The sequence below is a fragment of the Aquimarina amphilecti genome (assembly GCF_900109375.1).
In the GTDB taxonomy this organism is placed as follows: domain Bacteria; phylum Bacteroidota; class Bacteroidia; order Flavobacteriales; family Flavobacteriaceae; genus Aquimarina; species Aquimarina amphilecti.
The window spans coordinates 209,137-234,041 of record NZ_FOAB01000001.1 but is presented as its reverse complement, the minus strand read 5'-3'; the positions used below and the strand labels follow the sequence as shown (position 1 = coordinate 234,041).

The window sequence follows — 24,905 nt, the reverse complement described above, 5'->3', positions numbered from 1 at the left end:
TTTTAATATTTTCTAAATAATCTTATTCCTATTTTAATCTATTTTACCTTCCATTTCCAGATCTACATCTTCTGTATCCCCAAGGATCTACTAAAACAGGAATACCTATTTCTACTCGTTCGTCATTATTATTATTTCGACAAGATTTTACTGCACTAGTTAAAGTAAATGATACTAATATTTCATTCACGCTTGATCTTGGTCTGCGATTTCTTCTATTAGCATTAACTTCAAACTCTATATCTTTTTTACCAGAAGCATCTAAAGTAATTGTCCCTTCCTTTTCGGATCTAATAAGTTCATCGTTTAAATACGAATACCAACCTGTTGTTCCTGTTCTTATTGGAGTGATTTTGTAGTGTATAACTTCGTTTGGGTTCCCTTGCACTCTTATGTATGCCATTTTAGCCCAACAACCTCTTCCAAAATTCGCTTGTTTACTAACATCATAATTTGTTATTGCTGGTATCGCATCATCATCACAAGCATCTCCAATTCCGTCACAATCATAATCCAATTGATCATTATTAGGTTCATAGGGACAATTGTCTGCAGGGTTGGTCTCTCCGTCAATTTCTTCTTCAATATTTGTAATGCGATCATCATCAGGATCTAAATTATCCTCTAACTCTCCTATAAGACTTGTAGTCTGATCTGCACTCCCGTTACTTCCCACAGGAATTATTAAACTAGATCGTCCAGAGTGAGAAGTTTCTTCAGTAATTCCAATACCTTCTTCACCATCTCTATCAATTGCTTCTCGGAAATTAAAATGACTCCCTAATGCATTTCTAAAATAGGAGTCTTCGAAATTATCAGCTCCCATATATCGATATCTACTATTGGATGTAACTGCAGTAGGTAATGTAAAGTTATACCCATACTGCGCTGTAGAATATCTATCTAACGCATCTTTATTTTCAATTTCTGCACCATAAGGACTATACTGTGTTACTTCACTAGCAAAAGTCCATTGCTTAGAATCATCAGGAATAATCATTTTCCAAGCTCCGTTTTCCAATTCATAAAAAGGTTCAAAACTTTTAAAATATCCTTCTCTTCTATTAAATGCTTCACTACTATTACCTTCCGCTATTTTAGATCTTTCTACTAAGTATGCATATGATCTTTTAGCTCTCCACTCTCCCTTTATATTCTCTAAATAAGGATTAAAACCATAACTACTGATCTCTACATTCCCTAAATCATCTTCATGCAGACTTTTTAAATCTCCCTCACATTGACCATTCCAAAAATCACCATATTCTACTGCACTTGCATTGATAATTCGTAAATTACCAGTCTCTGTATCATCACTTTGTGCAAAATCAGATGTTGTAATCGTTCCTCCTATTTTTCCTTCTATAGGATTACTCATCATAGTAATCGAAGTCATATTAGCAGACTGCTGATTTCGATAACCTGAACGAATAATTTTAAAAGTGATATCATTATTAAATCTATCATCTTTATCTAATAGACCTCCATCTCTATCCATAAGACGAACTCCTCTATCTGAGTTGCCAAAACCAATAACCCAAGCTCTTATAGGATCTGTTCCTCCATCAACTAATAACTCATCACCTAAGCTAAAGAATTCTCTTACATTAGTATTATCACTAAAGTAATTTCCATTTTTTATCAATTTTCCAGTAGCACCAATATTTCTTGAGGCTTGCGCCATATTTTCATATTTCTGAGCCCAATATGCTGGAAAATTAAAATTGTAGTATTGGTCATCATATTCATTAACTGTTTTTGTTAAAAGAACCTGACCTGTACTAGCATCCCAAGCTTCATTGATTGTACTAACTTCTGACCCTAAGTCTCTTGCAATTTTTTCTTTTAAAATCCCAGTTGTATGTATAACCTTAGTGGTTGTCGTAGTATGTAACGTAGATATAATTTCTGATCTCTCTGGTGGAGCTGTAGGAATTATAATTGGAAAAATCCCAATTATCAATGTTGCCACATTACCTTGAATCCCAAATACAGTAGATTTTGAATAATTCTCTCTGAAATCGTTGATTACATCATAATGAACTCCAATTTCTCTTTCTACAACAGATCCATCTTTTGATATAGTAACTAGGTTATTATCTAACTTGCTTTTATCTTCATCACTTGTACTATATTTATAATCTACTCCAGAAATTAACTCATCATATTCATTATATACACTCTGAGACTTAGTTTTTGCATTCATATCATTTGTATGAACTACAAACCCCTGAGACAATGTAAGCTCAGATTTCACAGATACTTTAAGTCCAAAAAGTCCTTTTAAAACATTTGCTACTACCTCTTTATCATTAGACTTCCAGTTAGCAGGATTATCAATATCTGTATAGTCAGCTATTGTTGGGAAATCTTTTGAAGTGAAAAATTCATTAACCACTTTCCCTGTAGCGTGTTGTTTTATATCCTCCGAAGGATTATAATTTTTAACAGTTACTCTACTATAGGTAATTGTTGGTGAAGGGAAAAATGATTCACCAAATGGTTTTTCTACATAGCTCACCTCTTCAGGTCTCACTTTATCTCCTCTGTTATAAAATGGCTCTACAAAAGGATTTTCTTTACTTCCTAAAGGTTCATAAGTTGCAACTCCACTAGAAGTTCCATCTTCTTCTAGACTATATTCATATAATTGACCATATTTTTTGGTGTATCTTTCAATATTAGGATCATTACCACTAACATCTAACATTTTATCCCATTGATCTTCTAATAGAAGTTGTTTTACTCTACAACCTCCTCCGAGTTTGTTCCCGTCAGGGTGTTGTAAACGTATCCAAGACTTCTCCGGAATAAAACGTCTTGCACACAACTCTTTATCTCTTAGCCTACCGTTAGGTCCTTTAAAAATCTCTATGATTCCTCCAAAACTTTTTACTAGCTCTTGTGCTACATCTCCTGCATTTTGACTATCATTAGTCAGCTTCATACCATAAACCAATCTATTCAGGTATTTTCTTCCAAAATACCATCCTGCTTTTGATATTGGGTTTACATTTTTTCCACTTCCATTGATTCCACCTTCTAAATCAGACATTTTCATAGGTATGGCTACATTTTTCCTACCTGGTACTGACGGAGAATCAAATATAATATCATCATTTAAAGCTTCCTTATCAATTCTAAAATAGCCAGTTACATAATCAAACTCATTTTTAGAAAAATTAGGACTTGAAGTACCTCCTGATTTAGACATATTCACCATAAACTTAAAGAACACTGGCTTGTCAATATATTCACCTAAATACCTCTCTTTAAAATCAGCTATAGTATTAACATTATTATCAACTTCTACTACTAAATATTTAGCATCAGAATTACCATTATACGAGCCTGGCGTATATAATTTATCGTCAATAGCACCATTGACAGTTCTACTGGCGCCAATGACTTTGAACATCTGCATGGCTTTACGCCCCTGAACATACTGATAGTCATCTGATTCATATGTCATTTGTAACCTTCCGCCTGATGGTAATTCTACAGAAGTAAGACTCCAAGCTTGCGCAAATATATCTTGTTGCTCCTTATCCCCTTGTTCTACATATGGATATTCTGGTGCAGTAATTTCATCATTAACATTGCAACCTCCTTGATTAGGTTTATAATTACCCCAGATATCATACCCTTTTAAATTATATATAGGATTAGAAACATTATTCTGTATCCATTTACCATTTTGATCATAGGTTCCTGTCCCATAATTAAAAGTATATGGAGTATACTTACCCATTTTAGAATCTCGATATGTAAAAAACACTTTTTTTAAGGTAAGCTTACCTTCATTAGATAGTTGGTCTTCTTCATCATAATAATCCAATTCGTTCTCATCTAAAGTTCCACCTAGGTTATTTGGTATTCCCTGACACTGAGAGTAATCATAAATAAAATGAGCTGTTTTTATTGGAGAAGTCTCTTCTCCATATTTTATATATTCTGGTCTAGAGTATAGAGAAATACTGTCTATTTTTTGCATATATGCGGAGCTACTAGCATTTCCTCCTCCTTTATCACTCGTAACACCCCGCCCGTCTTTTCTATTAGATAAATGAAACACCGCAACATGTGTCTTTGTTTCAATACTGTTAATATATTTTAATTCTTTTTTACCATAGACATAGCTTCCTTTCTGATCTACTTTATCAGAATTTAATCCTGCATTAAACGAAGCTTTATTATAAGGTATACGCCATTGATATGTATCCTCAGTAGTTTCGTAGTTAAACTTGGTATAGGCACCAAAGTCATCATCAGTAGGACCATCTCCTTTTCTATCCTCATAATCTGAAGATAATACACTTGATAATAAATAGGTATGAGCAAATTCTGGAGTTGCAATTTTACTAAAATAGTGATCTAAACCACTGCTATTATTTTTTGTATTCTCATCTCCCGTAATTGCCACATTACCTAGTGCACAATCACCAACTGCGTTTACAGAAAAAGAGACTTCCTCTTTTTCCATATTATATGCAGTTTCTCCATACGTATATGTAGAACCATCTGCCTGTAATATTTTCATACCTGCTTTATGATGAGGCTTGGCATGTTCATTAGTCTTAAAAGTACCTAAGTCGAATTTATCTGCATCACGAACCGTTACTGGTTGAATTGATTGATTACGAATTTCTCTCTTTTTTCTCTGAATTGGTTGGTTAAAAACCACTTCATCATAGTTATAATTGACACCGTCATTTTCAAAATTCTTCACTCTGTAACGATTTGCAGCATACTTACCATAACTATTATTTCTTCCTAAAGCAGTTGTATTACCTCCAGGCTGATCAATTGCCAACGCCATCGCATTATAGCCTCCTAACGTATTCTGGAACAACTCTTTTTCTTGATCTACAGATAATTCTCCTATTGATTTAAAATAAACTTTCTCATAGGTAGGATCATCCAATTCTCTTTCTTTTAAAAATTGGGTTGCATTAGTTTCCCATACCCCAGTATGACTATCTGAAGGCGAATTTTTATAATCTAACCCAATATGAATACCTGATCCAGGCTCTATTTCTCCTCCACCAGAATTACTATCACTCTCATCATTTACAAATTGATCAAAAATATACCCTGTCTGACTTCTAAAAGGACGAAACATGCCTCCAATTCCTTGTCCATTGATATTGTAGATATCATAAGAATAATTCACCATAGGAAGTACTCGTGTATTTTTACTGACGATATCTTCTTTCTCTCTATTAAAATCTAAGATATCATTACGAGTGGCATTCTCCGTAAATTCGTACCCATAGGCTTTCTCTATATTAACTTTTCTAGCAAGACTTTGTCTATTTCCATAAGCTGTTACTCCTACTTCTCCATCAACCCCCCAAAGGTCTCCTCCTACAGAAATACCAAAGGTGAGACCAGTATTTTTAAAAGCAGTTCGTTTGGTTGGACTAAAAGTACTATTAATAAAAGATACACTTCCTGATCCTGATGAGCCAAGTCCTACACCTCTGTATCCTCCTTTGGTATCAGCATCAAACTTCATATATTTATCGTAAACTTCCTTATTTTTGGTTATTGAAGCACTCATATTAAAAGATGTCAATCCTTGTCTAGAATTGAAAGGAGCGCCAAAACTTAATCCACCTGTTAAAGCATTATTACAATATTTATCTTTATCATTTTTTCCTGCACTAATACTAACACTAGGTGTCACTGTTGCTCCATCAGCAGCAGAAGAAGATAAATTCATACCGACACTTACATGATCAGAAACAGCAAAATTTAACCCAAATGATGGTTTAAAAGTGATTCCTTGATAGTTGTTATGCTCAATAGTAAGACCTGCTCCTCCCTTTAATGCCTCAATACCAAATATCTGAGCATTTACATCCATGGTCACACCAATAGTCTGATTATCCTTAAGATTATTCTCATACGTAATCTCATCACCATCAAAATCATCCGGAATACCACGTACTTGTCGATTGATCTGTCCAACATTAAGGTTCCAACCTAAACCAACCCAAGAAGATTCCTGATCCATATTTACACCAGAATTATAGGCTAAGTTAAGAGGGTATCCCCCTACATCCATCACTGGAATATTATAACCGAAATCTCCTGAAGACAAATCCACCATATCAGAAGTTCCAATTGGAGTAAACGCATTAAATTCTGGTTGAGAAGGACCACTGGTCAAGGCAAATAATTGCATAGGTTGTGTCATTTGAATAATCATCTGAATTGCCAAATAACTTGCAATGACTTTTGTAACCTTACTTTTTCGTATTGTATTGATCATATCACTTAGTGTGTTATAATTTTATAACTTAATAGGTGTTTCTTTGAAATTAAATTTCATTAATCCATTACCAAACAAATTGTCTTGATAAATAAGCTTAATATTTTCTTCTTCTGGAATATTACCAAAATGCAGTAACAATCTTTTAAATGGTGCTACTTTAAAATTACGTTCGAATGTTACTCCGGAACAGTTAATCGTATCTCCTTTTTGCGTTACTACTTTAAAATCTTTTTCAATATAAAAAGACATATACTTTACAGAGGTTTCGTAATCCCTATTGGTATATATGTCTTTCAGTAAATCATCTTCATTTTCTTGTTGGAACTCAATTTCTATAATTCGCTCATTTTTTAAGGATTCATAAATAGAATCTACTTTTTCCAAATTATTTACTCCTTGATTTTTTAGAATATAATATTGTAATGGAACCAACGTACTTTTATATGTTATATCAGAAAATAAATGCGAAATTGATTTAGATTTCCAACCTGCTTGTTCAAGGTTAAAAAGCTTATATTCTGATTCTGATTTTGTTCTTTTTTGTTCTCTTTGACAGGAAATAACCAGTAAGATCCCTATCAAAAAGAAGACAAATTCCTTTTTGAACATCATAATTCTAAAAAATTAAGGTTATTTTTTTTGGATTATTTTAGCAACAGTTTTTCTAGCCTTTCCAAACGATTTTCCAGCTTTTGGTTTACTTCCTTCTGTTCTTTTATTGCTTTTTCCTGAGCAATAGTGTATAAAGTAAGTTCTTCGACTTTTTCCAGCAATTTCATATTCATTTCTTTAAGGTTCACTCCTTCTTCTTCCATCTCTAATGCTGATGGAATATTCGGTAAATGTCCTTCTAGATTAATATATGCTTCTACTTGTTCTAACGTTTTAAGATTATAATCTTTATAGAATACATAATCTGGTGCGATAGCACCTAGTAAATCAACTTTCACTTCTTGAACATGCATTTTTCCTTTTACAGTTAATGCATAATCCGGATCATCCAAGGTAGTTCCTATAGAAACATTACCCGCAAAATAATTTTGCGTAGTTTCTCCTTGCTGATAAATACCATATGAATTATTTGCTTGTACTCTTTTTATAAAAAGACCATAACCATTCTCGACTGTACCGGTACCATTTTGTACATCCACATTTATTCCATATGCATTATTTACAATTCCTGTTCCACTACTTTCATTACCTGCCCCAACATCAATACCCATAGATTCATTTAATATACCAGTACTGTTGTTTAAGCTTAAAAACCAAGCTCCTCTTACTTTACTAAGTTCTCCAGTTGTATGTGATGAGCTTGCAAACGAAAAAAGTGAAGCTGTTCCGTAGGTCGGTGCAGTGGTTACATCATGCTTAACATAAGCTTTTACCCCATCAAAAGAATCTGCGCCGACTCCAATATTACCATCGATAGAAATATTATTACTAATTTTCGTATTACCACCCACAGCAAAATTATAACCATCAGGAATTGAATTTGTATTAACACCCAATTGATCTGTAGTAAAATCTCCATAAATTAAAGGAATATCAGAATCCGTGTTTTCTACATACAACTTATTACTATTCAACTCATTAAAACCAGCTCTATATCCTACAAAAACATTACCACTTCCTACCGCATTTCTTCCTGCATTACCGCCTATGAACACATTTCGTCGTCCATCTATATTTTCTCTACCTGCGAATGTCCCTAAAAATGTATTGAAATTTCCAGTAGCATTATTAAATCCTGCAGAATTTCCATTAAAAACATTATTACTTCCTTCCACATTATTTCGACCAGAATTTCTACCTATAAAAACATTTGATTGCCCTGTTGTATTGGTTTGACCAGAATTAGCACCAAAAAAACTATTATTATTTGATGTATTATCCCTTCCAGAATTAGCGCCAAAAAAACTGTTGTTATTTCCTTGATCACCCGAATTTGTCCCTTGATTTGTTGTATTGTTTTGTGCAAAAATGGTAATTGAAGTAAAAACAAATACCACAAATAATTTAGTAGTTATCACTCTCATAAATTCACTTTTAATTCGCGTATGTACGCAACTATTGATTCCAATAAATTTTATTAATTCCCTTCGTATTTATTATTAACGTATTCTAATACTTCTTCCGTAATATCTATTCCATCTTGAGCAAACATAATATTACCATTCCCTTGGGTACCAAGAATAATTTCATATTTATTTGACTCTCCATACTCCTCTATATATTGATTTAATCGATTCCAAACTTGTTGACTCACTTCTTTAGAAAAATGATCATTAATTTTTCTTAACTCTTGATCCTCTTTTCTCAAGCTATTCTCAATTTCTTTTGCTTTTTCTAAATTGCTTTCTTTTGTGAAGATTGAGTAAATTGTATAAAGACTATCTAATATTTTCTTCTGTTTTTCGATCTTTTCATTGTTAATCCTCCCCAAATCTTTAGACATATTAAAACCATTAAATAATTTAACATTATCTATATAGGTAATCTTAGACTCAACTTTTGATTTATTAAAAAAATGAATTGATAATAAAGTAAGTAATGCAATTACTAGCAAACCATTACATACTATAAGCAACGAAGTGTATTTTTTTTTCAAGATGTTATTTATTTTGGGCAGGGCAAATATATGTTAAAAAAAACAAAAATATACGTTAATACCGTACTTTTTTAAAGTGATAAATTATTTGTTATAATTTGATTAAAACTTGTATTATTTACATATTGTAAGATATCTTAATGAAAATTATTTAATTATTATATTCAACACTAAACAATTACAATATTAACCTATATAAGTAAGTGTCATTACTACCAAAAATGTTACTACAGGAATTCAGTTATTTTTCTAAAAAAAATAAAACAGCTGAAAACAAAGGGCTAGCAAATCAAAAAATTCTCATTAGCAAAATGTATTATTTTACATAAAGTCAATTATTACAAATTAAATAGACATCAAGTAATGTATTAAAAAGATTCTTTAATTAATTTAGTTTCCCGAAATCCCTTGTATCCTTGCCTAGTTGAATTGATATATTATCCTGTGAAATATTCTTAATTTTAATACCCTGTACCTCATCTCCTTTACGAACCCGTTTCAAAATACCATCAATTCGCAACAACCCTAACTTTGACTTACTTTTTTGAGATTTAATGAATCCTAAATATTCGATTCTAGGCCAATTTTTTGGCATATTTTTACTTGATTGATTTTTTTTTGCACTTCTTAAAGAAGTAACTACTTTTGCCCGTTTCTGCTTCTTTATTTTCCCCAAAAACGGATCTCGATGTGGAATGTTGAGATCGAAAGTATCCTTTTTACGCAAAATTAATTTAGGAGGACTCACAAGTGTATCCGCTGTAACTACAATATCGTTGGTTAAAAAGTATGGAGCGGCAAACTTGTATAGCACCACTCCCCAAATCAATGAGACAGCAATAATTAAAATTTTATTTACCTTTTTCTTCTGCATTAATTCACATTAAATTGACCACTGGCATTATAGTCTCCCGTGTTTCCTGCTTCATCAACTCCCCTAACTCTCCAATAATAGGCTCCTGTAGTATCAAAAGTATTTATAAAATTTCCTGTAGCATTACTTTCTGATAAAACAATATTACTAAAGTTTTCATCTGAAGCTATTTGGATTGTTCCTATAATTCCTGATTGAATAGTACCTGTATCATTATTGAAATTCCAAGTAAAATTAACTTCTTGACTAGTTGTAAAGTTTTGACCAACTGCCGGGGTAATTAAACTAGGTGATACTGGATTTTGAGTATCTATAAAAAATGTTCTTCGGAAATAATCTGTAAAACTTGTATCGTTTTCAGCACTTACTTGCCATATATACTCTGCATCTTCTGTTATTATTGTATTACCTATAGTTATGGATGTATCCACTACATTTTGATCTTCAAAAATCACAGTCTCCTCCGAACCATCAACCCTTAGTATTTGAAATTTATAAAAAGTCGCTGTACTTATACCTTCCCAAGAAAATGTAATTGCAACATCATTTGTATATAAATTATTTAAAGGCGAATTTAACAATACTGTTTGCCCTGAAAGATCTATAGATGAGATTACAGAAAATGAAGAATTAAAAGAATATGCTGTATCATAAGCAAAATTTTCTCCTCTTACTCTCCATTGATAAGTACCTGGATTCATCGCATAATTAAAAAGCGTAGTATTCACTAAAGAATCCAAAATAATTGCATTTGAGCTTTGATTATTTATTTGTATCCGATATTCATCTGCTCCATCTATTTGATTCCATCTAAACTGAACAGAATTCCCTTCTATTTGTGTCATATCCTGTGGAGCTACAGTAGTTACAATATCATTTGTAATATCATCTTCAATAATATCATCACAGCCTATAAAAAAGCCTATGTAAGCAATTGTAATATACTTAACGTATTTTCTCATAATTCTGAAATATAATTTGTTCAAATAATTTTTCCCTTCTTGTTCTTGGTTCTTTTTCTATGTAAAATCGCAAACTAACCACTCTAGAAAAATCAAAAAACTTTTCATAATTGTATGTGGTTTTCAGTAAATCTCCATAATCACCGGTAAGAATCAATCTATTAGTGTAAATATTGAAATATTCATCACTTGCTTTATGAATAGATTCTAACTTTACTAGTTTTGTCTCTGATTTTATATCTGTAAATGTATTTAGAATCTCCTGCTGAACTATATCTGGATTTGCTACCTCTTTACCTATTAATTTATCTAGATAAGAAACCTCTGCTATCAAATTGGTAATGCGTTGTTGCGAGTTACTAACTTTCTCCAGTTTAACCTTAGATTCCTCTAATAATTGAGAAGCATCCAAAGTCATAATGAAAGATCTTTTATAAGCAGTAATACCCAAAACTACCATAAGTGCTAGTAGAGCAAAAAACTTCTTCTTATATGATATGTTTTCAAACATCAAATTTCAATATTAGCTTGATTTTAAAAGAATTCGTTCTATTTTCTCTTTGAAAAGAAATAATTTCTAAGTTTTTAATCCAGAGCTCAGTTTTAAGAACTTTTATCCAGGATGAGAACTGATCATTTGATTGAGCATAACCTTCTATTTCGATCACATTGTTTTCAAAATAAATTCGTTGTTCTGATTTAATCTTTGACTTCGCAGGAAAAACAGTTAATACTTTTAAATTAATTTCGTCAGGAACTTCTTTAGTTATTTTGGATATATAAAAACTTAAAAAGTTACTATCACTGAGCCCTGATTGATTTAATATTGCTTCTTTATTTTCCTTATCATTTTCTAAAGAAACTAATTTAGAGTATGCTACATTTTGTTCACCTAAAGCCACTTGTATTTTATGATGTGCACTTTGATAATTACCTAATAATATATAGCTTAACAATAGGGATACTAAAAAAAATGATAACGTAAAAACTCCTACGATATTAAACGCTTTCTTATATCTAAATTCTTCTCTTCTAGAAGCTATTAAACTAGTCTCTGAAATAATTTTATCATTAGGATATAAATAATTAAGTGTACTTGCAAAACCAAGAATGTCAGTATTAAATATAATTTCATCACCAACCACATATTCAAGTACATCCTGTCCTTTTTTTTGTTCAAAATCTAACAAGGATTCTTTTTCAAAATATAAAGTAGTAGTATCCGTATGTATTGTATCTTCTTCTATAAGAGGCTTAACAGATGTACTTATGAACGGTCCAACAGTGAAATCAATTATAGGAATTTGAACTTTATCAAACAAAGCTATTTCTTTATCTATAATATCTTTTCTAGCTACGGAAACATAAATTTCTTCTTCTTCTATATATTCATTCCAATAAAAATCATTAGGGTCAGCATTAAATAATATTTTTGATTGAAAACCCTTTTCATTTTTCACTTTCTTAGATAAAATTCCCTGACCTGTTATAGAAAGTATAACTGGTTTATTTTTAGATAGCTTAGTGATCAAATCCTCAAAGCTTTTTGTAGAATAACGATTAATAATAGATATACTCTTCTTCTTCTTATGAAGTTCGATAAAATTAAAATCTTTCTGATCGCCATCTAATCGAATTTGAACAGATTGAATTTTATTCCCTAAAAGGATACTATTTAGAATATTATAGATCATTAATATATTACTGTAGGCTTAATAAATACGTGTAATTTAGATTTATCTCTGGCTTTTCTCTTACTACTAAAAAACCATTTAATAATCGGTATTCTTGATAGCACAGGAGTTCCACTACCAGAGTTTTCTCGCTCTAATTCATCTAGCCCCCCTAATAATATCATCTCATTATTTCTCACTCTAATCAATGATTCAAATTTTTGTGTGGATTTACTTGGAGGAGCACTTTCTCCTGCTCTTCCTAGAAACGCACTTTTCTCTACGGCAATTTCTAAAGTAACGTGCTCATCAAGAGAAACAAATGGTTTTATATTTACACTTAAATTCGCTTCAGTAGGTTTCCATTGACCAGATTGCAAAATATTATCATTTACTCCTGTATTAATCAATCTGTTAGTTTGCTCAAAATAATAATCTGTTTCTCCAATAGAAATACTAGCTTCATGACCGCTTAATGTAGCTATCTTAGGAGTAGATTTTAGATTGACAATAGAATTATTTTCTAAAGCACTTAGATTAGCATAGAAATTCTTAGTTACTTTTCCTATATTAATAATTCCAAGTCCATTAAACGCATCTATTAATTGGTTGATAGTACCCGAGTTAACAGTAACATCTGTATTAGGGAAAATATTTCCTTGTGTTTTCACATCTTCAGATCCATCCCCAAGAATTGCCTGTAAACCAGTCTGAATATCATAAGACTTATTATACTGAACAACTAATACTTCTATTTGTACTAGTGGAACTACTTTATCCAGTTTTCGGATAACCTGAGCTAACTCCATAATCACTGGTTGAGATCCAGAAACAAGCATTCCATTAAGTTCTACGAACTCTTGGATTTCTACATCTTGCGTTAAAGATTTAGGAAGTGTTGCTAATACGGATTCAATAGTTCTATTTTCTAATTGGATTAACTCTGTTGTTCTAAGACCAGCTGTAGTCTCTTTACCTATTAAATAAAATTCATCTGACCTATTAACTGCGAATTTTTTTCCTCTAAATATATGTTTCAATAAACTATCAAAATCTATTTCTTCAGAAAAAATAGTAGTGATAATTTCATCTGGTTTATCATACATCGCATAACCAAGCTGTAATAACTCAGCAGCTTTCGTAATAATTTCAGTTGCATTAGCATCAAATGCTTTGATACTTAAATAACCATTATCCTGTAATTTGATATCTAAATCTCCTGAAACATTTTTATTAGAAGTTCTTGATGATCTTCTTCTTGAATTATTCCTAGGGTTCGTATTTGATGCAGTTTGAACTTCTATATCTTTTGTTAGAAAATAAAATCCGTTTTCATCTACTTCTGCAATCATCTGATTTGATTTAGCTATCATATCAATTACCTGATCAAAAGGTCTATTTATGATATATGCAGAAACACTCATACTTTTAACATCTGGCGCAAGCACAACATTCTTATTTGTTAATTCTGTGATTTTTGCCGCTACAGATGGTAAGGAATCATTTTTAAGCTTAACAGAAAGAAAATCATTTTGCTTACTATAACGAATATCTAATTCTTTTTTTCGCTTTGGCTTTGGCGCTTGCTTAATTATTTCACGTTGTTTAAAAACAATAATATTATTCATAAACTCCACATCCAAATCATAGGTTCTAATTAAAAAGAGAAAAACATCTTTAACTTTGACATCAAAAAAGTTACTTGTAACCATTTGACTTAGTCCAGAATCCGCCACAACATTAAGTTGATGCTCTTCTCCCAGAGAGGTTATAATTTCAAATAATGTTAAACCAGAAACATCCAATTGAGTTACTTCTTCTAAACCTATTTTCGTTTGAGCTATTTCATTTAATTTTTCTTCAATAGTTACTGGTGCATTCTGTGCGCACAAGAAATTAATTGTGAGTAAATAGCTAATCAATAGTATCTTTCTTATCATCCCTTATTTTCTATAATAATTGAGTATACTTCCTCAATAGATGTTATTCCGTTTTGTACTAATCGAATTGCTTTCCCCGACAAATTCGATTCTTTATAATCTGAAATAGATTCTTCCAGATTTGTTGAGTTTTTCTTTATTTCTTGAGTCAATATGCTATCTATAGGTATAATTTCATAAATAGCAGTTCTTCCTTTATAACCAGTATAATGGCAATTTTCGCACCCTTTAGATATCCAATGCTCTTTAATACCATCAAAAGTTTCATTATTATATTCATTCCCTTTTAGTACTGCAGATTCCTTACAAGTATTACATAATTTTCTTACCAACCTTTGTGCTACAGAAATCTTTAAAGTTTCTGCAATAAGAAAAGCTGGAACTCCCATATCTATTAATCTAGAAATTGTTCCTAATGCAGAATTTGTATGAATAGTCGATAGTACCAAATGCCCCGTAAGGCTTGCTCTAATAGCCATTTCTGCGGTAGCTCCATCTCTTATCTCTCCTAACATAATAATATCAGGATCCTGTCTAAGAAATGTCTTAAGTGCATTCGTAAATGTTAACCCTATATCTTCTCTTAGTTGCACTTGGTTAATACCTTTCAGCGTATATTCTATAGGATCTTCTACAGTAACTATATTGCTAGTAACTTTATTTAATTCTTTTAAACTTGCATATAACGTAGTTGTTTTACCAGACCCTGTTGGACCACTAATAAGAATAATTCCTTTGGATGCCTTTAATGCTTCTAGATACAACTCTTTTTCATTCTGCGCCATTCCCAATTTATCCATACTAAGATGAGCAGTATCTCTTCCGAGTATTCGCATTACTATTTTTTCACCATGTAAAGTCGGTAAAATGGAAACTCTTATATCAAAATCATCATAATTAATACGGCCATCCTGAGGTAATCTCTTTTCCGTAATATCAAGATTTGATTTAATCTTAATCTTATTAACTAGTTCTAAGTAATTATCTCTTTCAATTTTATATTTTTCAGTAAGTTTACCATCTATTCGATATCTAACTCTTGCTTCGTCTTTAAAAACTTCAAAATGGATATCACTACTTCCAATATCTTTTGCTTCAAAAATTAATTCTTCTAAAAAATCTTGAGAAGCAAACTTGAACTTTTCAGTATTAGAATTGTCTTGACCAGTATCTCTTTTACCTTTTCTATAATATAATATTAAAGCTCTATTTATAATATCAATAGAAACTGTATATAACTTTATACTTTTCCCTAAAATCAACTCTAACTCATCCTTAACAGTTTCTTTTGAGGCTGATTCTGATATAAAAAAACTTATTAGATTAGCAGTATCTTCTTTAGGAACAATCTGATAATTATGTGCCAAATCCGAGCTAATGATTTGTTGTTCCTCTGTACTTAGTATTATTTCTTTTACTATATCCATAATTATAAAAGATTAGTAAAAAAAATATCAAACCCTGCTATATAACTTCCTACTTTCAGCAATACTAAATACAACGCTAAAAGTCCTGCTAATGGAACTAAATTCGTTTTAACAATTAATTTGATTATTAAAAACCCAACTATTGAAAATAACATACCCGTTATAAAAAATAAAATATAATTATGAAGAGAGAAAAAAGGAATTACTGCTGAAAAGAATAATACATCTCCTAATCCCATGTTCTTCTTAAACGGATTAGTTAATCTTCTATTTTTAGCTGACAAATACAAATATAGACCTCCAAAAGTAACTAGTAAAAACGCTAAACTATATAACAATCCAATTACACTATAACCAGCTTTAAAATAGGTAACCAATCCCAAAATTAAAATAAAAACTGGCAATAGTATATGGATAGCTCTAAGCTTTAAATCTTGAATAAATACCAAAATTAGTAACAGTATTAGGGTTATTTGAATTAAAATATCCAACGAATCAATCTTTAACCGTTTCTTTTAACGTCTTTTTTTGATCAATCTCCCAGGTATTATAATTACCATCATCATCAAAATCAGATAAAGAAGTAGCCGAAGCTTTAAATGAATTTGTAGAAGCTTCAATAATTTCTATTCTATATACCGCTTGTCCTCCTTGTTCTATTGTCAAGGCCGGCTCAAAACCTAATTCATCAAAATCGGCTGTGTATTTAGAATGTCTGAAAAAGTAATTTTTTTCCAATCCATAAAGATGATTTAACATACTCTGCGCTTCTATGGATTTAGCCTGAGTAATAACAGAAGTTTGACTTGGAAGAACCATTAGCAACAAAATACCAATAATACATAGTACGATCAATATCTCTGTCATAGAATATGCAGCAGCATACCAGTTATTTTTGCGTTTCATAGGTTTGTTATAAAATCTTAATGAATTCATTAAGATAGATTTAGGGTTTGCAAAAGTATTAAATTGTGTTAACAAAATCTAAATTTTTTAATTTCCATTTATAATTTTACTCAGGTCAAACATTGGTGCATACATAGCCACCATTATCAGACCAACTATTAAACCAATGACAATAATTATCAATGGTTCAAGAATTACTCCAATCATCTTAGTTTTATGCTCTACTTCTTCATCATACTCATCAGCGAGTCTAGAAAACATAGTATCCAGTTCATTAATTTCTTCGGCCACTTCTACCATAGAAATCAATTTATACTCATAGATTTTATGTTTCTTCATAGCGGCCGCAAAAGGGATTCCTTTAATTACGTCATTCCTAATAGGATCAATTGATGATTCTATTGGATAAAAACCAATCATCTTTTTCACCATATCCAACGATTCGGTTAATGAAGTTTTTGAAGTCAATAGTAAATCTAAAAACTGACAATACCTTGCCAGATATACCATCTTAACTAGTTTCCCGAAAAAAGGAATTTTTAAAATAATTTTTGATTTTATATTTCTAAATGAAGGATTCTGTCCATATATTTTAAATAAAAACATACTAGTTATAACAACAACCAATATGCCTACAAATATGGTCGGGAACTTTTCCGACAATACAATGATGTTTTTTGTTAATGCGGGAAGGTCTCCATCAAACTGATTAAATATAGATTTAAACATTGGAACTACATAGGTCAACATAAAGTATAGAACACCAACAGTCAATACTAAAACAAATGACGGATATGTAATCACTGAGATAATTTGTTTTCTTAATTTAATCTGACGTTTAAAATATTTATGTAACTCCAACAGAACAGTATCTAATTTTTTAGTCTCCTCACCTATCTTGATACTAAAATACTCATATGAAGAAAAAAGCCCTGTATTTTCTAGAGCTTCATAAAAGCTTTTTCCTTTTACAATTTTGGATTTTAATTCTAAAATCAATTCTTTTAGGTGTTTCTTTTTCTGCTGATTTGCTAATATTTCAAGTGCTGTTTTAAAATCTACACCTGCATTAAGCAGTGTAGATAAATCCTTATACAACACTACTTTTTCCTTTGCTCCAATTTTTTTGGAAAAACTCAATTCTTGGCTAAAGAAGTCTCCAACAGAAGATGATTTATTCTCTGTCTTAACATTAGTGTTTTTATGAATTTTACTTATATCAATTCCCATTACAATTTCAGTTTAAGATTAGGAGCATAATCTTTAGCAATTACAAACTCTATTGGTTCATCAAATAGCGTCGTTTCTACGATCATTTTAGTAATAAGGTCTTCTTTCGTAATGATATTAAAATCAGACGAAATCGTAAGCTTATTTATAGACAAGGTATCTAGCATATGAACTTGTCTTCTAATAAGATATTTATCCGTAATTTTATATTCTATTTCTTTATTATTATACGGAATCACTTTAAATCCTTTATAAGATTTTACAATCCTCTCTGCATTAAAAAAATCAGTTCTTAGTTGTACATAACTTGTTGTCAATTCATTTTGTTCATCTATAGAAACTTGGTAATTTATTACCTGTTTTACAAATGAGGCATATGCAAAATATATTAACCCCATTATGATTGACATAATAGTCAGGTTAATTAACATTTCTAATATGGTAAATGCTCTTACCTTACTCATTGCTTTTTTTATTGGCTAACAAATAGTTATATACAATAGTATCTGAAGCTGTTCGTACTATATATTTTACATTCTTCAACTCCTTTTTGCTTTGAAAATCTTCAACTTTCTTTTGAATGGAATATGTTTTAAATTCATATAATTTATCATCAAAATCACTAGTTATTTTAGCGTCATTATGTAGTTCTGCTACTGTAAATTTTATTTTATAAGAACTCAAAGACGAGCTGCTATTTAAAACGGCAGCGTACAACCTAATCGCTACTAATAAACAAGTAGCTATAATCGAAATGGCTATTACCGATTCAATTAATGAACTTCCTTTAAGGAAATATTTATTGTATGTTTTTAATTCTTTCAAGTCTATTTTCTCCCGTATTTCCAAATAATGGTAATCTTACAAAGTTATTTGGTAATTCTGTAGCATCGATTACACCGTTTAAGATAACATCAGCATACTTAGAACTTCTAGTTTCTAATTGTAACTTATGTGTATACAAAGAACCTATAATACTCCCCTTTAATTCCATGATACCATTACAGTAAACATCTCCTACCACTAAAGAGTTTTCATCAATGGAAACAAAGTTGTTTTGCTTTTCTCTAAAACTCGATCCATTGATTACAATTCCACCATAAATCTTTACATCTTCAGCTATATTAATTTTCTTTTTATAATCTCTTGTAGAAGCCTCTATTACGATACAAGATGGATATCTTAATTTGACATCTGATTCTATATCAACTCCTTTATCTGCATAAATTTGTAAACTTCCTTCAAAACCTTCTTCCAGTACTATTTTTGGTGCTTGAATAATAACATCTTCAATTGTTGAAGTATTATCAACACGAATAGTATCTCTAGATTTAAATATAAAATTCCCTTTGATATTCAATCTATCTAGCGTCTCTCCTTTTTCTAAATAAACTATTCCAGTTGGTTGATCAAACCCCCTATGAATTGGTTGATTTTCTTTTAATTTTGCTAAGGTTATTTGAACTGTGTTTTTTGGATATTCTAATTTTGGCGAAATTATTTTAGGTAAGTTTTGAGAGGAAATTGAAATACTTCCTTCTAGTTTTGGGTTATTTGCATGCTGATTGCCTAAAATATTAACAGTTTTATATCTTTTCTTAGGAAGCTTAACATTTCCTACAATTTTGGTAGTACCAGAAATTTTAAGTTCTTCACCAAAATCACATAGATATAGTGCTATTGGATCTCTATCAATCACCTCTCCAATTATATAATTTTTATAAATTGTATCTTTTTTAAAAAAAGTTTTCCCCAATAATTTAGAAAACATCCCCCACCTTTCTTTTGTGAATTCGCATATTAATCCATCATTAAATAAATCGACTTGCTCCGTATTTGTTTTACCCAATGATGTGGAATTCGACAAAAAGTAATCAAAACAAGAAGAACAACGATCTATAAGCTGTTCTTTTACAGATTGTCTGGTTGCTAAAGTTTTATTGATTGTGAAGACGTACATAAGTCCACCACTGAGAATAGCAATAATGAGACAAACGTAAATAGCATATAATAAAGAACCCGCTTTTAACATTTACTTATTGTTTTTTTCGAGTGTTCTTTTTACTAGCTTCTTTCTTTTTTACTAACTCTTTACGTTTGTCTATTTCTTTCTTTTGCTTTCGGATCTCTTTTTCCTTCTTAGCTTTCTCTTTTTCTTCAGGTGTTTTCTTCCTGAAAATATCTTTAAAAAAGTCTTTGGTCTTTACTATAATACCCTTCTTCTTATCATCCTCAATTTCTTCTTCAGCGGCTTCTTTAATTACTTTTTCTCCTTTTTTGAAATAAAGCGTATCATTGGTATTATGACTAATCCACCTACCATGCTTTTTATTGTTTTTATATTTCCCACTAACTAATAAAACACCAGATTCTGTAAACTCATTATAAGTTCCTGAAAGAAATCCTTTTTGCCAATTAGATATATTTTTTATTTTTCCATTTTCATACCAATTCCTCCAGGTATCATTCTTAAGGCCATAATAAAAACCCCCTTGTTCCGCAATTCCATTGTCTCTATAGGTTTTATTATAGTGTCCGTGTAAAATTTGGCCATCACCACCTCCGAAAGAGGAATGAATTTTCCCACTTTTATACCAATGATATTCTTTAAAATCTTGATAACTTGATGTATTCTTATTAGAAACGTAGAATGTATAATTATAATCATCATCAGAAATAACCTTTCTAGTTATATCCTTGTTGATATACTGGGTAGATCCGAATAAAAAAATCAGAGTAAATAACAACTTCATTTTGGGTGAATTTTAGGGTTTGCAAATAAACTACTTTCATTTGAAAAAAAGAACAAAAAAACACAATTTTTTGATAATCAAACAAATACAACAAACATGACTACGGTACACATACCCCTATGAAACCGTAGTCATTGATTTCTCAGCTATAGTTTGTCCAATTAAGTGCCTACCTTATTTAATATAAACTAAACTTTCGCTATATGTAAGTGTCATTAGAAGGAATTATGTTACCATGATTTTGGTGATTTTTTTATTTTTTTCAAACAAGAGCAAACTTTAATTAAAAATCAACACTAATTAATTAATATAAACCTTTGATTTTGTATAAGTTATAAATCAAAAACTTTTTTAATATCTAAATAAAAAGTGATTACGCAACTTCAGAACCTGTAGAAGCTTCCCATATTCTAAACCATTCTTCGTCCGTAATCGATAACGATACAGAATTTACAGCAGATTGGATACGGTTTATTTTTGTGGATCCCATTATTGGTAATATTCCTGAAGGATGTTTTAGTAACCAAGCTGTTAGTATTTGATCAGCAAGAACACTGTACTTTTGCATTAAGTCATTGATTACTTTATTTATTCTAACCACTCTTTCTTCAGGTTGTTTTGAAAAAAACTTCCCTCCAGCAAGTGTAGAATATGCCATAGGTTTTACATTATGTTTTATACATTGATCTAAAGAACCATCAATAAATGGTGTCAATTGCAGTGGTGAGATCTCAATCTGGTTAGTTTGCAAAGGAAAAGAAGCGTTTAGCATATCAAACTGAGAAGTGGTGAAATTAGACACCCCAAAATGAAGTACTTTTCCACTGGATTTTAATGCCTCAAAAGCTTCTGCTATATCCGAGGGATCCATTAAAGGACTAGGCCTATGAATTAGCAACATATCAATAAAATCAGTCTGCAAATTAACCAATGATTGCTCTACAGATTCAATAATGTACTTTTTGGTAGTCTTATAAGATTTAATATTATTATCTGGACGATTAGATGTTACCAATCTAATCCCACATTTGGTAACCAACTGCATTTGTTCTCTTAAAGAACTCTTACCTTTTATAGCCTGACCAAATAAAGATTCAGTTGTATAATGTCCATAAATATCTGCATGATCAAAAGTTGTTACTCCAATCGCAAGACATTCTTCAATTAGTTTAAGAGATTCATCGGAAGTTAAATTTGCTCCCCATTCTCCCCAATTCATACATCCGGCAACTATTCTAGAAAATAAAGGTCCATTTTCTGAAATTTTGGTATTCATTTTATTCAACTTTTAAACTGAGATTTAATAATTTATAGCATCATATATTAATCTCTGTATCTCCGAACGGATATCATTAGAGATTAATTTTCGATTGGCAGAATCAGGAAACGTTCGATTACTTAAGAAAACATAAATAATTTCTTCATCGGGATCTGCCCAAGTAAATGTTCCTGTAAAACCACTATGACCATAACTGTTCATAGATATGCAACCACAAGTAGGTCCAACATCTCCAAGTTGCGGTTTATCAAAACCTACACCTCTTCTCACCCTTTTATCACAATACGTACACGTATTGAATTCATCTATTGTTTGACTACTAATAAACTGCTTTCCTCCATAGTATCCGCCATTAAGATACATCTGCATCATCTTAGCAACGTCATTTGCATTAGCAAACAAACCTGCATGACCCCCAATACCTCCAAACATAGCTGCTCCCTGATCATGAACATATCCGTGAATAGTCTCTTTTCTGTAAGCTTGATCATTTTCTGTAGGTACAATCCGTTTTTTATCAAATTTATTTAGTGGCAAATACCCCATATTACTTGCTCCCATTGCCTTATAAATATGCTGTTGGGTCAAAGCATCTAAATCATTACCGTAATGACCCTCTATAAAAGATTTCATCAAATAATAAGGAAGGTCACTATATTTATAACTAAGTCTACTTCTTAATTCACTATCCTTTATGCGTAGCATCAAAGAATCTTTCATATCACTTCTTAAATACAAATTACCTGTCACCCTAATATTGAAATCATCAGTACGTTTAGTTCTGTAATATTTTTTATCAGGCCTAGAGGTTACCGTATCCAATGTCTTAAGGTAAAATGGAATCCAAGCTCTTAATCGAGCATAATGAGATAACATAGATCTAATTGTAATATCTTTCTTATTAGAGTCCTTAAATAAAGGCAGCATCTCTCCTACACGCGTATCTAATGATAAAATACCTTTATCTTTTAGTTCCATAGTCAAAGGTAAAGTTGAAAGGATTTTTGTTAAAGATGCTAAATCATAAATATCTGAACTCTTTACTTTCCTAGATTTAGCATAGGTATGATATCCATAATTCTTATTGTAAACTACTTTACCCTTTCTTGCCACAATAAGTTGTAGACCAGGAGTCATATCTTCTCTTAATGCAATATTCACTATAGAATCGATACGTTCTAATTTATGAGAATTCATCCCAACTGTTTCAGGTATTCCATAAGTCAGTCTTTTTAAAGATCTGGTTTCCTGACCTGTCCCTAAAGGGAAGTCTACTCCTAAGCTTACCGGAAGTTTTCCTTTTGCCTCAATAGCTCCAAACAGCAATTGAGCTGCCTTTTGTTGTGCTACCGTACTATTCTGATAAGCCATTAAGACACCTTCAAAATTTGTAGTAGTTTGAAGATCTAACATGGCATATGGCCTAGAAAAAACACTTAGAACTGTATTATTAAGTCGAGCAATCTCATATAACCAAACCAATTCCTTATCCTTAAATTTATAATCTTTCCAAGGATTATCATTTGATTTATGTAATCCTACTATCACATAATTATAATTTCTTAATTGATCTAATATATCTGGTAGTTGATTTCCTTTTACCCAATCTACCTTAGTATATTTGTTTAGTTCCTCTAGGAACACTTCTCCAGAATCATCGCCTAAAGATACATAAGCTACTTTTTTAAGATCTAAGTTTTTAACAGGTAGAATTGCTCTATCATTCTTAATCAATGTTAAAGAGTTTTCAACTAATTTATGATGAAGCACTTCATTAGCGGTACTATTAAGTTCTTCTAAAAGGTAATCAGTTTTTACGGGTTCATACTTATGAAGCCCTACTTTGTATTTAGCTAATAATATTTTTTTTACAGAACGTGACAAACGTTTTTCTGTAATATCGCCAGCATAATAAGCAGAAATAATTTTCTGAGATGCTAGTGGTACGTCTTCTGATATTAAAAGAATATCATTCCCTGCTTTTAGAGCTGCAAGATCAATATCTCCTGGAGCTTTAAAATTCGAAGCTCCTTTCATATTTAAAGCATCTGTTATCACTAATCCTTCAAAACCTAAACTATCTTGTAATATGTTAGTTACAACATTTTTAGAAATTGACGATGGATAACCTGATCTAGGTTCTAAACTAGGAATATTTAGATGTGCCACCATAACACTAGACAGCCCATCCGCTATTAATTTACGGTATGGATATAACTCTATACTATCAATCCGTTTTTCATCAAAATTTATTGTAGGTAACGTTTTATGAGAGTCACTATCTGTATCACCGTGCCCAGGAAAATGTTTAGCGCTTGCTAAAACACCTTCTTTTTGCATTCCTTTCATAAAAGCCAATGCCTTTTCGGTAACATTATCTTTATCTTCTCCAAAAGAACGATTTCCTATTATTGGGTTTTTGGGATTTGTATTCATATCTACAACAGGTGCAAAGTTGATATGAACACCAAGCCGTTTACAATGTTTAGCTATTTGTCGTCCGGTCTCCTCTATTAGGCCATTATCCTGAATGGCTCCTAACGTCATATTCCAAGGAAATGCCTTAGTAGAATCTAATCGCATGGCTAACCCCCATTCTGCGTCCATACCAATTAGTAAAGGAACCTTAGAAATTTCTTGATATTCATTATTAAGTTTAGCTTGGCGCTGCGGTCCTCCTTTAGAAAAAATAATTCCTCCGATGTGATACTCTTCAATTAAGCTTTTTATCTTATCTGTTTCTTTCTTTGATTTTGAAGAAAAAACATCTACCATAAATAATTGTCCAACTTTTTCTTTTAAAGTCATCCTATTATAAATGCTATCTACCCATAATCTTTGAATATCATATTCGTCTTTTACAATGAGTGGACTTAAAGGTTTATTTTTCTCAACTAGCTGTGTCACTAGAGAATCAGATTGAGCTCCAGTGATTGAGTCTACCATAATCACATCATCAGGTTGTTGTGAAAA

General features: G+C 31.2%; 19 protein-coding genes. All 19 read right to left on the bottom strand.

Annotated features, from left to right (window positions below):
• Positions 1-43: 43 nt before the first annotated feature.
• The 19 genes from BMY33_RS01015 to BMY33_RS00925 all read right to left on the bottom strand — a co-directional run bounded on the left by BMY33_RS01015 (position 44) and on the right by BMY33_RS00925 (position 24,878).
• Positions 44-6,277, bottom strand: coding sequence for a hypothetical protein (locus BMY33_RS01015; RefSeq protein WP_091404285.1), 6,234 nt, complete (start codon positions 6,275-6,277; stop codon positions 44-46).
• 21 nt (positions 6,278-6,298) lie between these two features.
• On the bottom strand, positions 6,299-6,892 hold the full coding sequence (locus BMY33_RS01010; protein ID WP_091404283.1) for a hypothetical protein: 594 nt from the start codon (positions 6,890-6,892) through the stop codon (positions 6,299-6,301).
• A 32-nt stretch (positions 6,893-6,924) separates the two neighbouring features.
• On the bottom strand, positions 6,925-8,316 hold the full coding sequence (locus tag BMY33_RS01005; RefSeq protein WP_091404281.1) for an autotransporter outer membrane beta-barrel domain-containing protein: 1,392 nt from the start codon (positions 8,314-8,316) through the stop codon (positions 6,925-6,927).
• A gap of 53 nt (positions 8,317-8,369) precedes the next feature.
• On the bottom strand, positions 8,370-8,888 hold the full coding sequence (locus BMY33_RS01000) for an OmpH/Skp family outer membrane protein (RefSeq protein WP_170836974.1): 519 nt from the start codon (positions 8,886-8,888) through the stop codon (positions 8,370-8,372).
• A gap of 385 nt (positions 8,889-9,273) precedes the next feature.
• Positions 9,274-9,762, bottom strand: coding sequence for a hypothetical protein (locus BMY33_RS00995; RefSeq protein ID WP_091404276.1), 489 nt, complete (start codon positions 9,760-9,762; stop codon positions 9,274-9,276).
• Positions 9,762-10,724: a hypothetical protein gene (locus BMY33_RS00990; protein ID WP_091404273.1), complete on the bottom strand. Its 963-nt coding sequence runs from the start codon at positions 10,722-10,724 to the stop codon at positions 9,762-9,764. The genes BMY33_RS00995 and BMY33_RS00990 overlap by 1 nt, the downstream gene beginning before the upstream one ends.
• On the bottom strand, positions 10,708-11,235 hold the full coding sequence (locus BMY33_RS00985; protein WP_091404270.1) for a hypothetical protein: 528 nt from the start codon (positions 11,233-11,235) through the stop codon (positions 10,708-10,710). The genes BMY33_RS00990 and BMY33_RS00985 overlap by 17 nt, the downstream gene beginning before the upstream one ends.
• Positions 11,228-12,418: a PilN domain-containing protein gene (locus BMY33_RS00980; protein ID WP_091404266.1), complete on the bottom strand. Its 1,191-nt coding sequence runs from the start codon at positions 12,416-12,418 to the stop codon at positions 11,228-11,230. The genes BMY33_RS00985 and BMY33_RS00980 overlap by 8 nt, the downstream gene beginning before the upstream one ends.
• On the bottom strand, positions 12,418-14,337 hold the full coding sequence (locus BMY33_RS00975) for a type II secretion system protein GspD (protein ID WP_091404263.1): 1,920 nt from the start codon (positions 14,335-14,337) through the stop codon (positions 12,418-12,420). Before BMY33_RS00975 ends, BMY33_RS00980 begins: the two co-directional genes overlap by 1 nt.
• Entirely contained in the window at positions 14,334-15,764 is a 1,431-nt protein-coding gene (locus BMY33_RS00970) for a GspE/PulE family protein (RefSeq protein WP_091404261.1), read from the bottom strand. Before BMY33_RS00970 ends, BMY33_RS00975 begins: the two co-directional genes overlap by 4 nt.
• 2 nt (positions 15,765-15,766) lie before the next feature.
• Positions 15,767-16,255 carry a hypothetical protein gene (locus BMY33_RS00965; protein ID WP_091404258.1) on the bottom strand — a complete coding sequence of 163 codons (489 nt, stop codon included), beginning with the start codon at positions 16,253-16,255 and terminating at the stop codon, positions 15,767-15,769.
• A gap of 4 nt (positions 16,256-16,259) precedes the next feature.
• Positions 16,260-16,670, bottom strand: a complete 411-nt coding sequence (locus tag BMY33_RS00960) for a type IV pilin protein (RefSeq protein ID WP_091406043.1) — start codon at positions 16,668-16,670, stop codon at positions 16,260-16,262.
• Between the two features lie 87 nt (positions 16,671-16,757).
• The gene (locus BMY33_RS00955; RefSeq protein ID WP_091404256.1) at positions 16,758-17,900 is read right to left on the bottom strand and encodes a type II secretion system F family protein; all 1,143 of its coding nucleotides are present in this window, start codon (positions 17,898-17,900) and stop codon (positions 16,758-16,760) included.
• Complete coding sequence (locus BMY33_RS00950; protein WP_091404252.1) at positions 17,900-18,364, bottom strand: PulJ/GspJ family protein; 465 nt, start codon at positions 18,362-18,364, stop codon at positions 17,900-17,902. The genes BMY33_RS00955 and BMY33_RS00950 overlap by 1 nt, the downstream gene beginning before the upstream one ends.
• On the bottom strand, positions 18,357-18,725 hold the full coding sequence (locus BMY33_RS00945) for a hypothetical protein (RefSeq protein ID WP_091404250.1): 369 nt from the start codon (positions 18,723-18,725) through the stop codon (positions 18,357-18,359). Before BMY33_RS00945 ends, BMY33_RS00950 begins: the two co-directional genes overlap by 8 nt.
• Positions 18,700-19,932, bottom strand: coding sequence for a hypothetical protein (locus BMY33_RS00940; RefSeq protein ID WP_091404248.1), 1,233 nt, complete (start codon positions 19,930-19,932; stop codon positions 18,700-18,702). Before BMY33_RS00940 ends, BMY33_RS00945 begins: the two co-directional genes overlap by 26 nt.
• 4 nt (positions 19,933-19,936) lie before the next feature.
• The gene (locus BMY33_RS00935) at positions 19,937-20,653 is read right to left on the bottom strand and encodes a toxin-antitoxin system YwqK family antitoxin (protein WP_091404244.1); all 717 of its coding nucleotides are present in this window, start codon (positions 20,651-20,653) and stop codon (positions 19,937-19,939) included.
• Between the two features lie 373 nt (positions 20,654-21,026).
• On the bottom strand, positions 21,027-21,929 hold the full coding sequence (locus BMY33_RS00930) for an aldo/keto reductase (RefSeq protein ID WP_091404241.1): 903 nt from the start codon (positions 21,927-21,929) through the stop codon (positions 21,027-21,029).
• 24 nt (positions 21,930-21,953) lie between these two features.
• A complete protein-coding gene (locus tag BMY33_RS00925) occupies positions 21,954-24,878 on the bottom strand; it encodes a serine hydrolase domain-containing protein (RefSeq protein WP_091404238.1) in 2,925 nt (974 codons plus the stop codon).
• Positions 24,879-24,905: the final 27 nt, after the last annotated feature.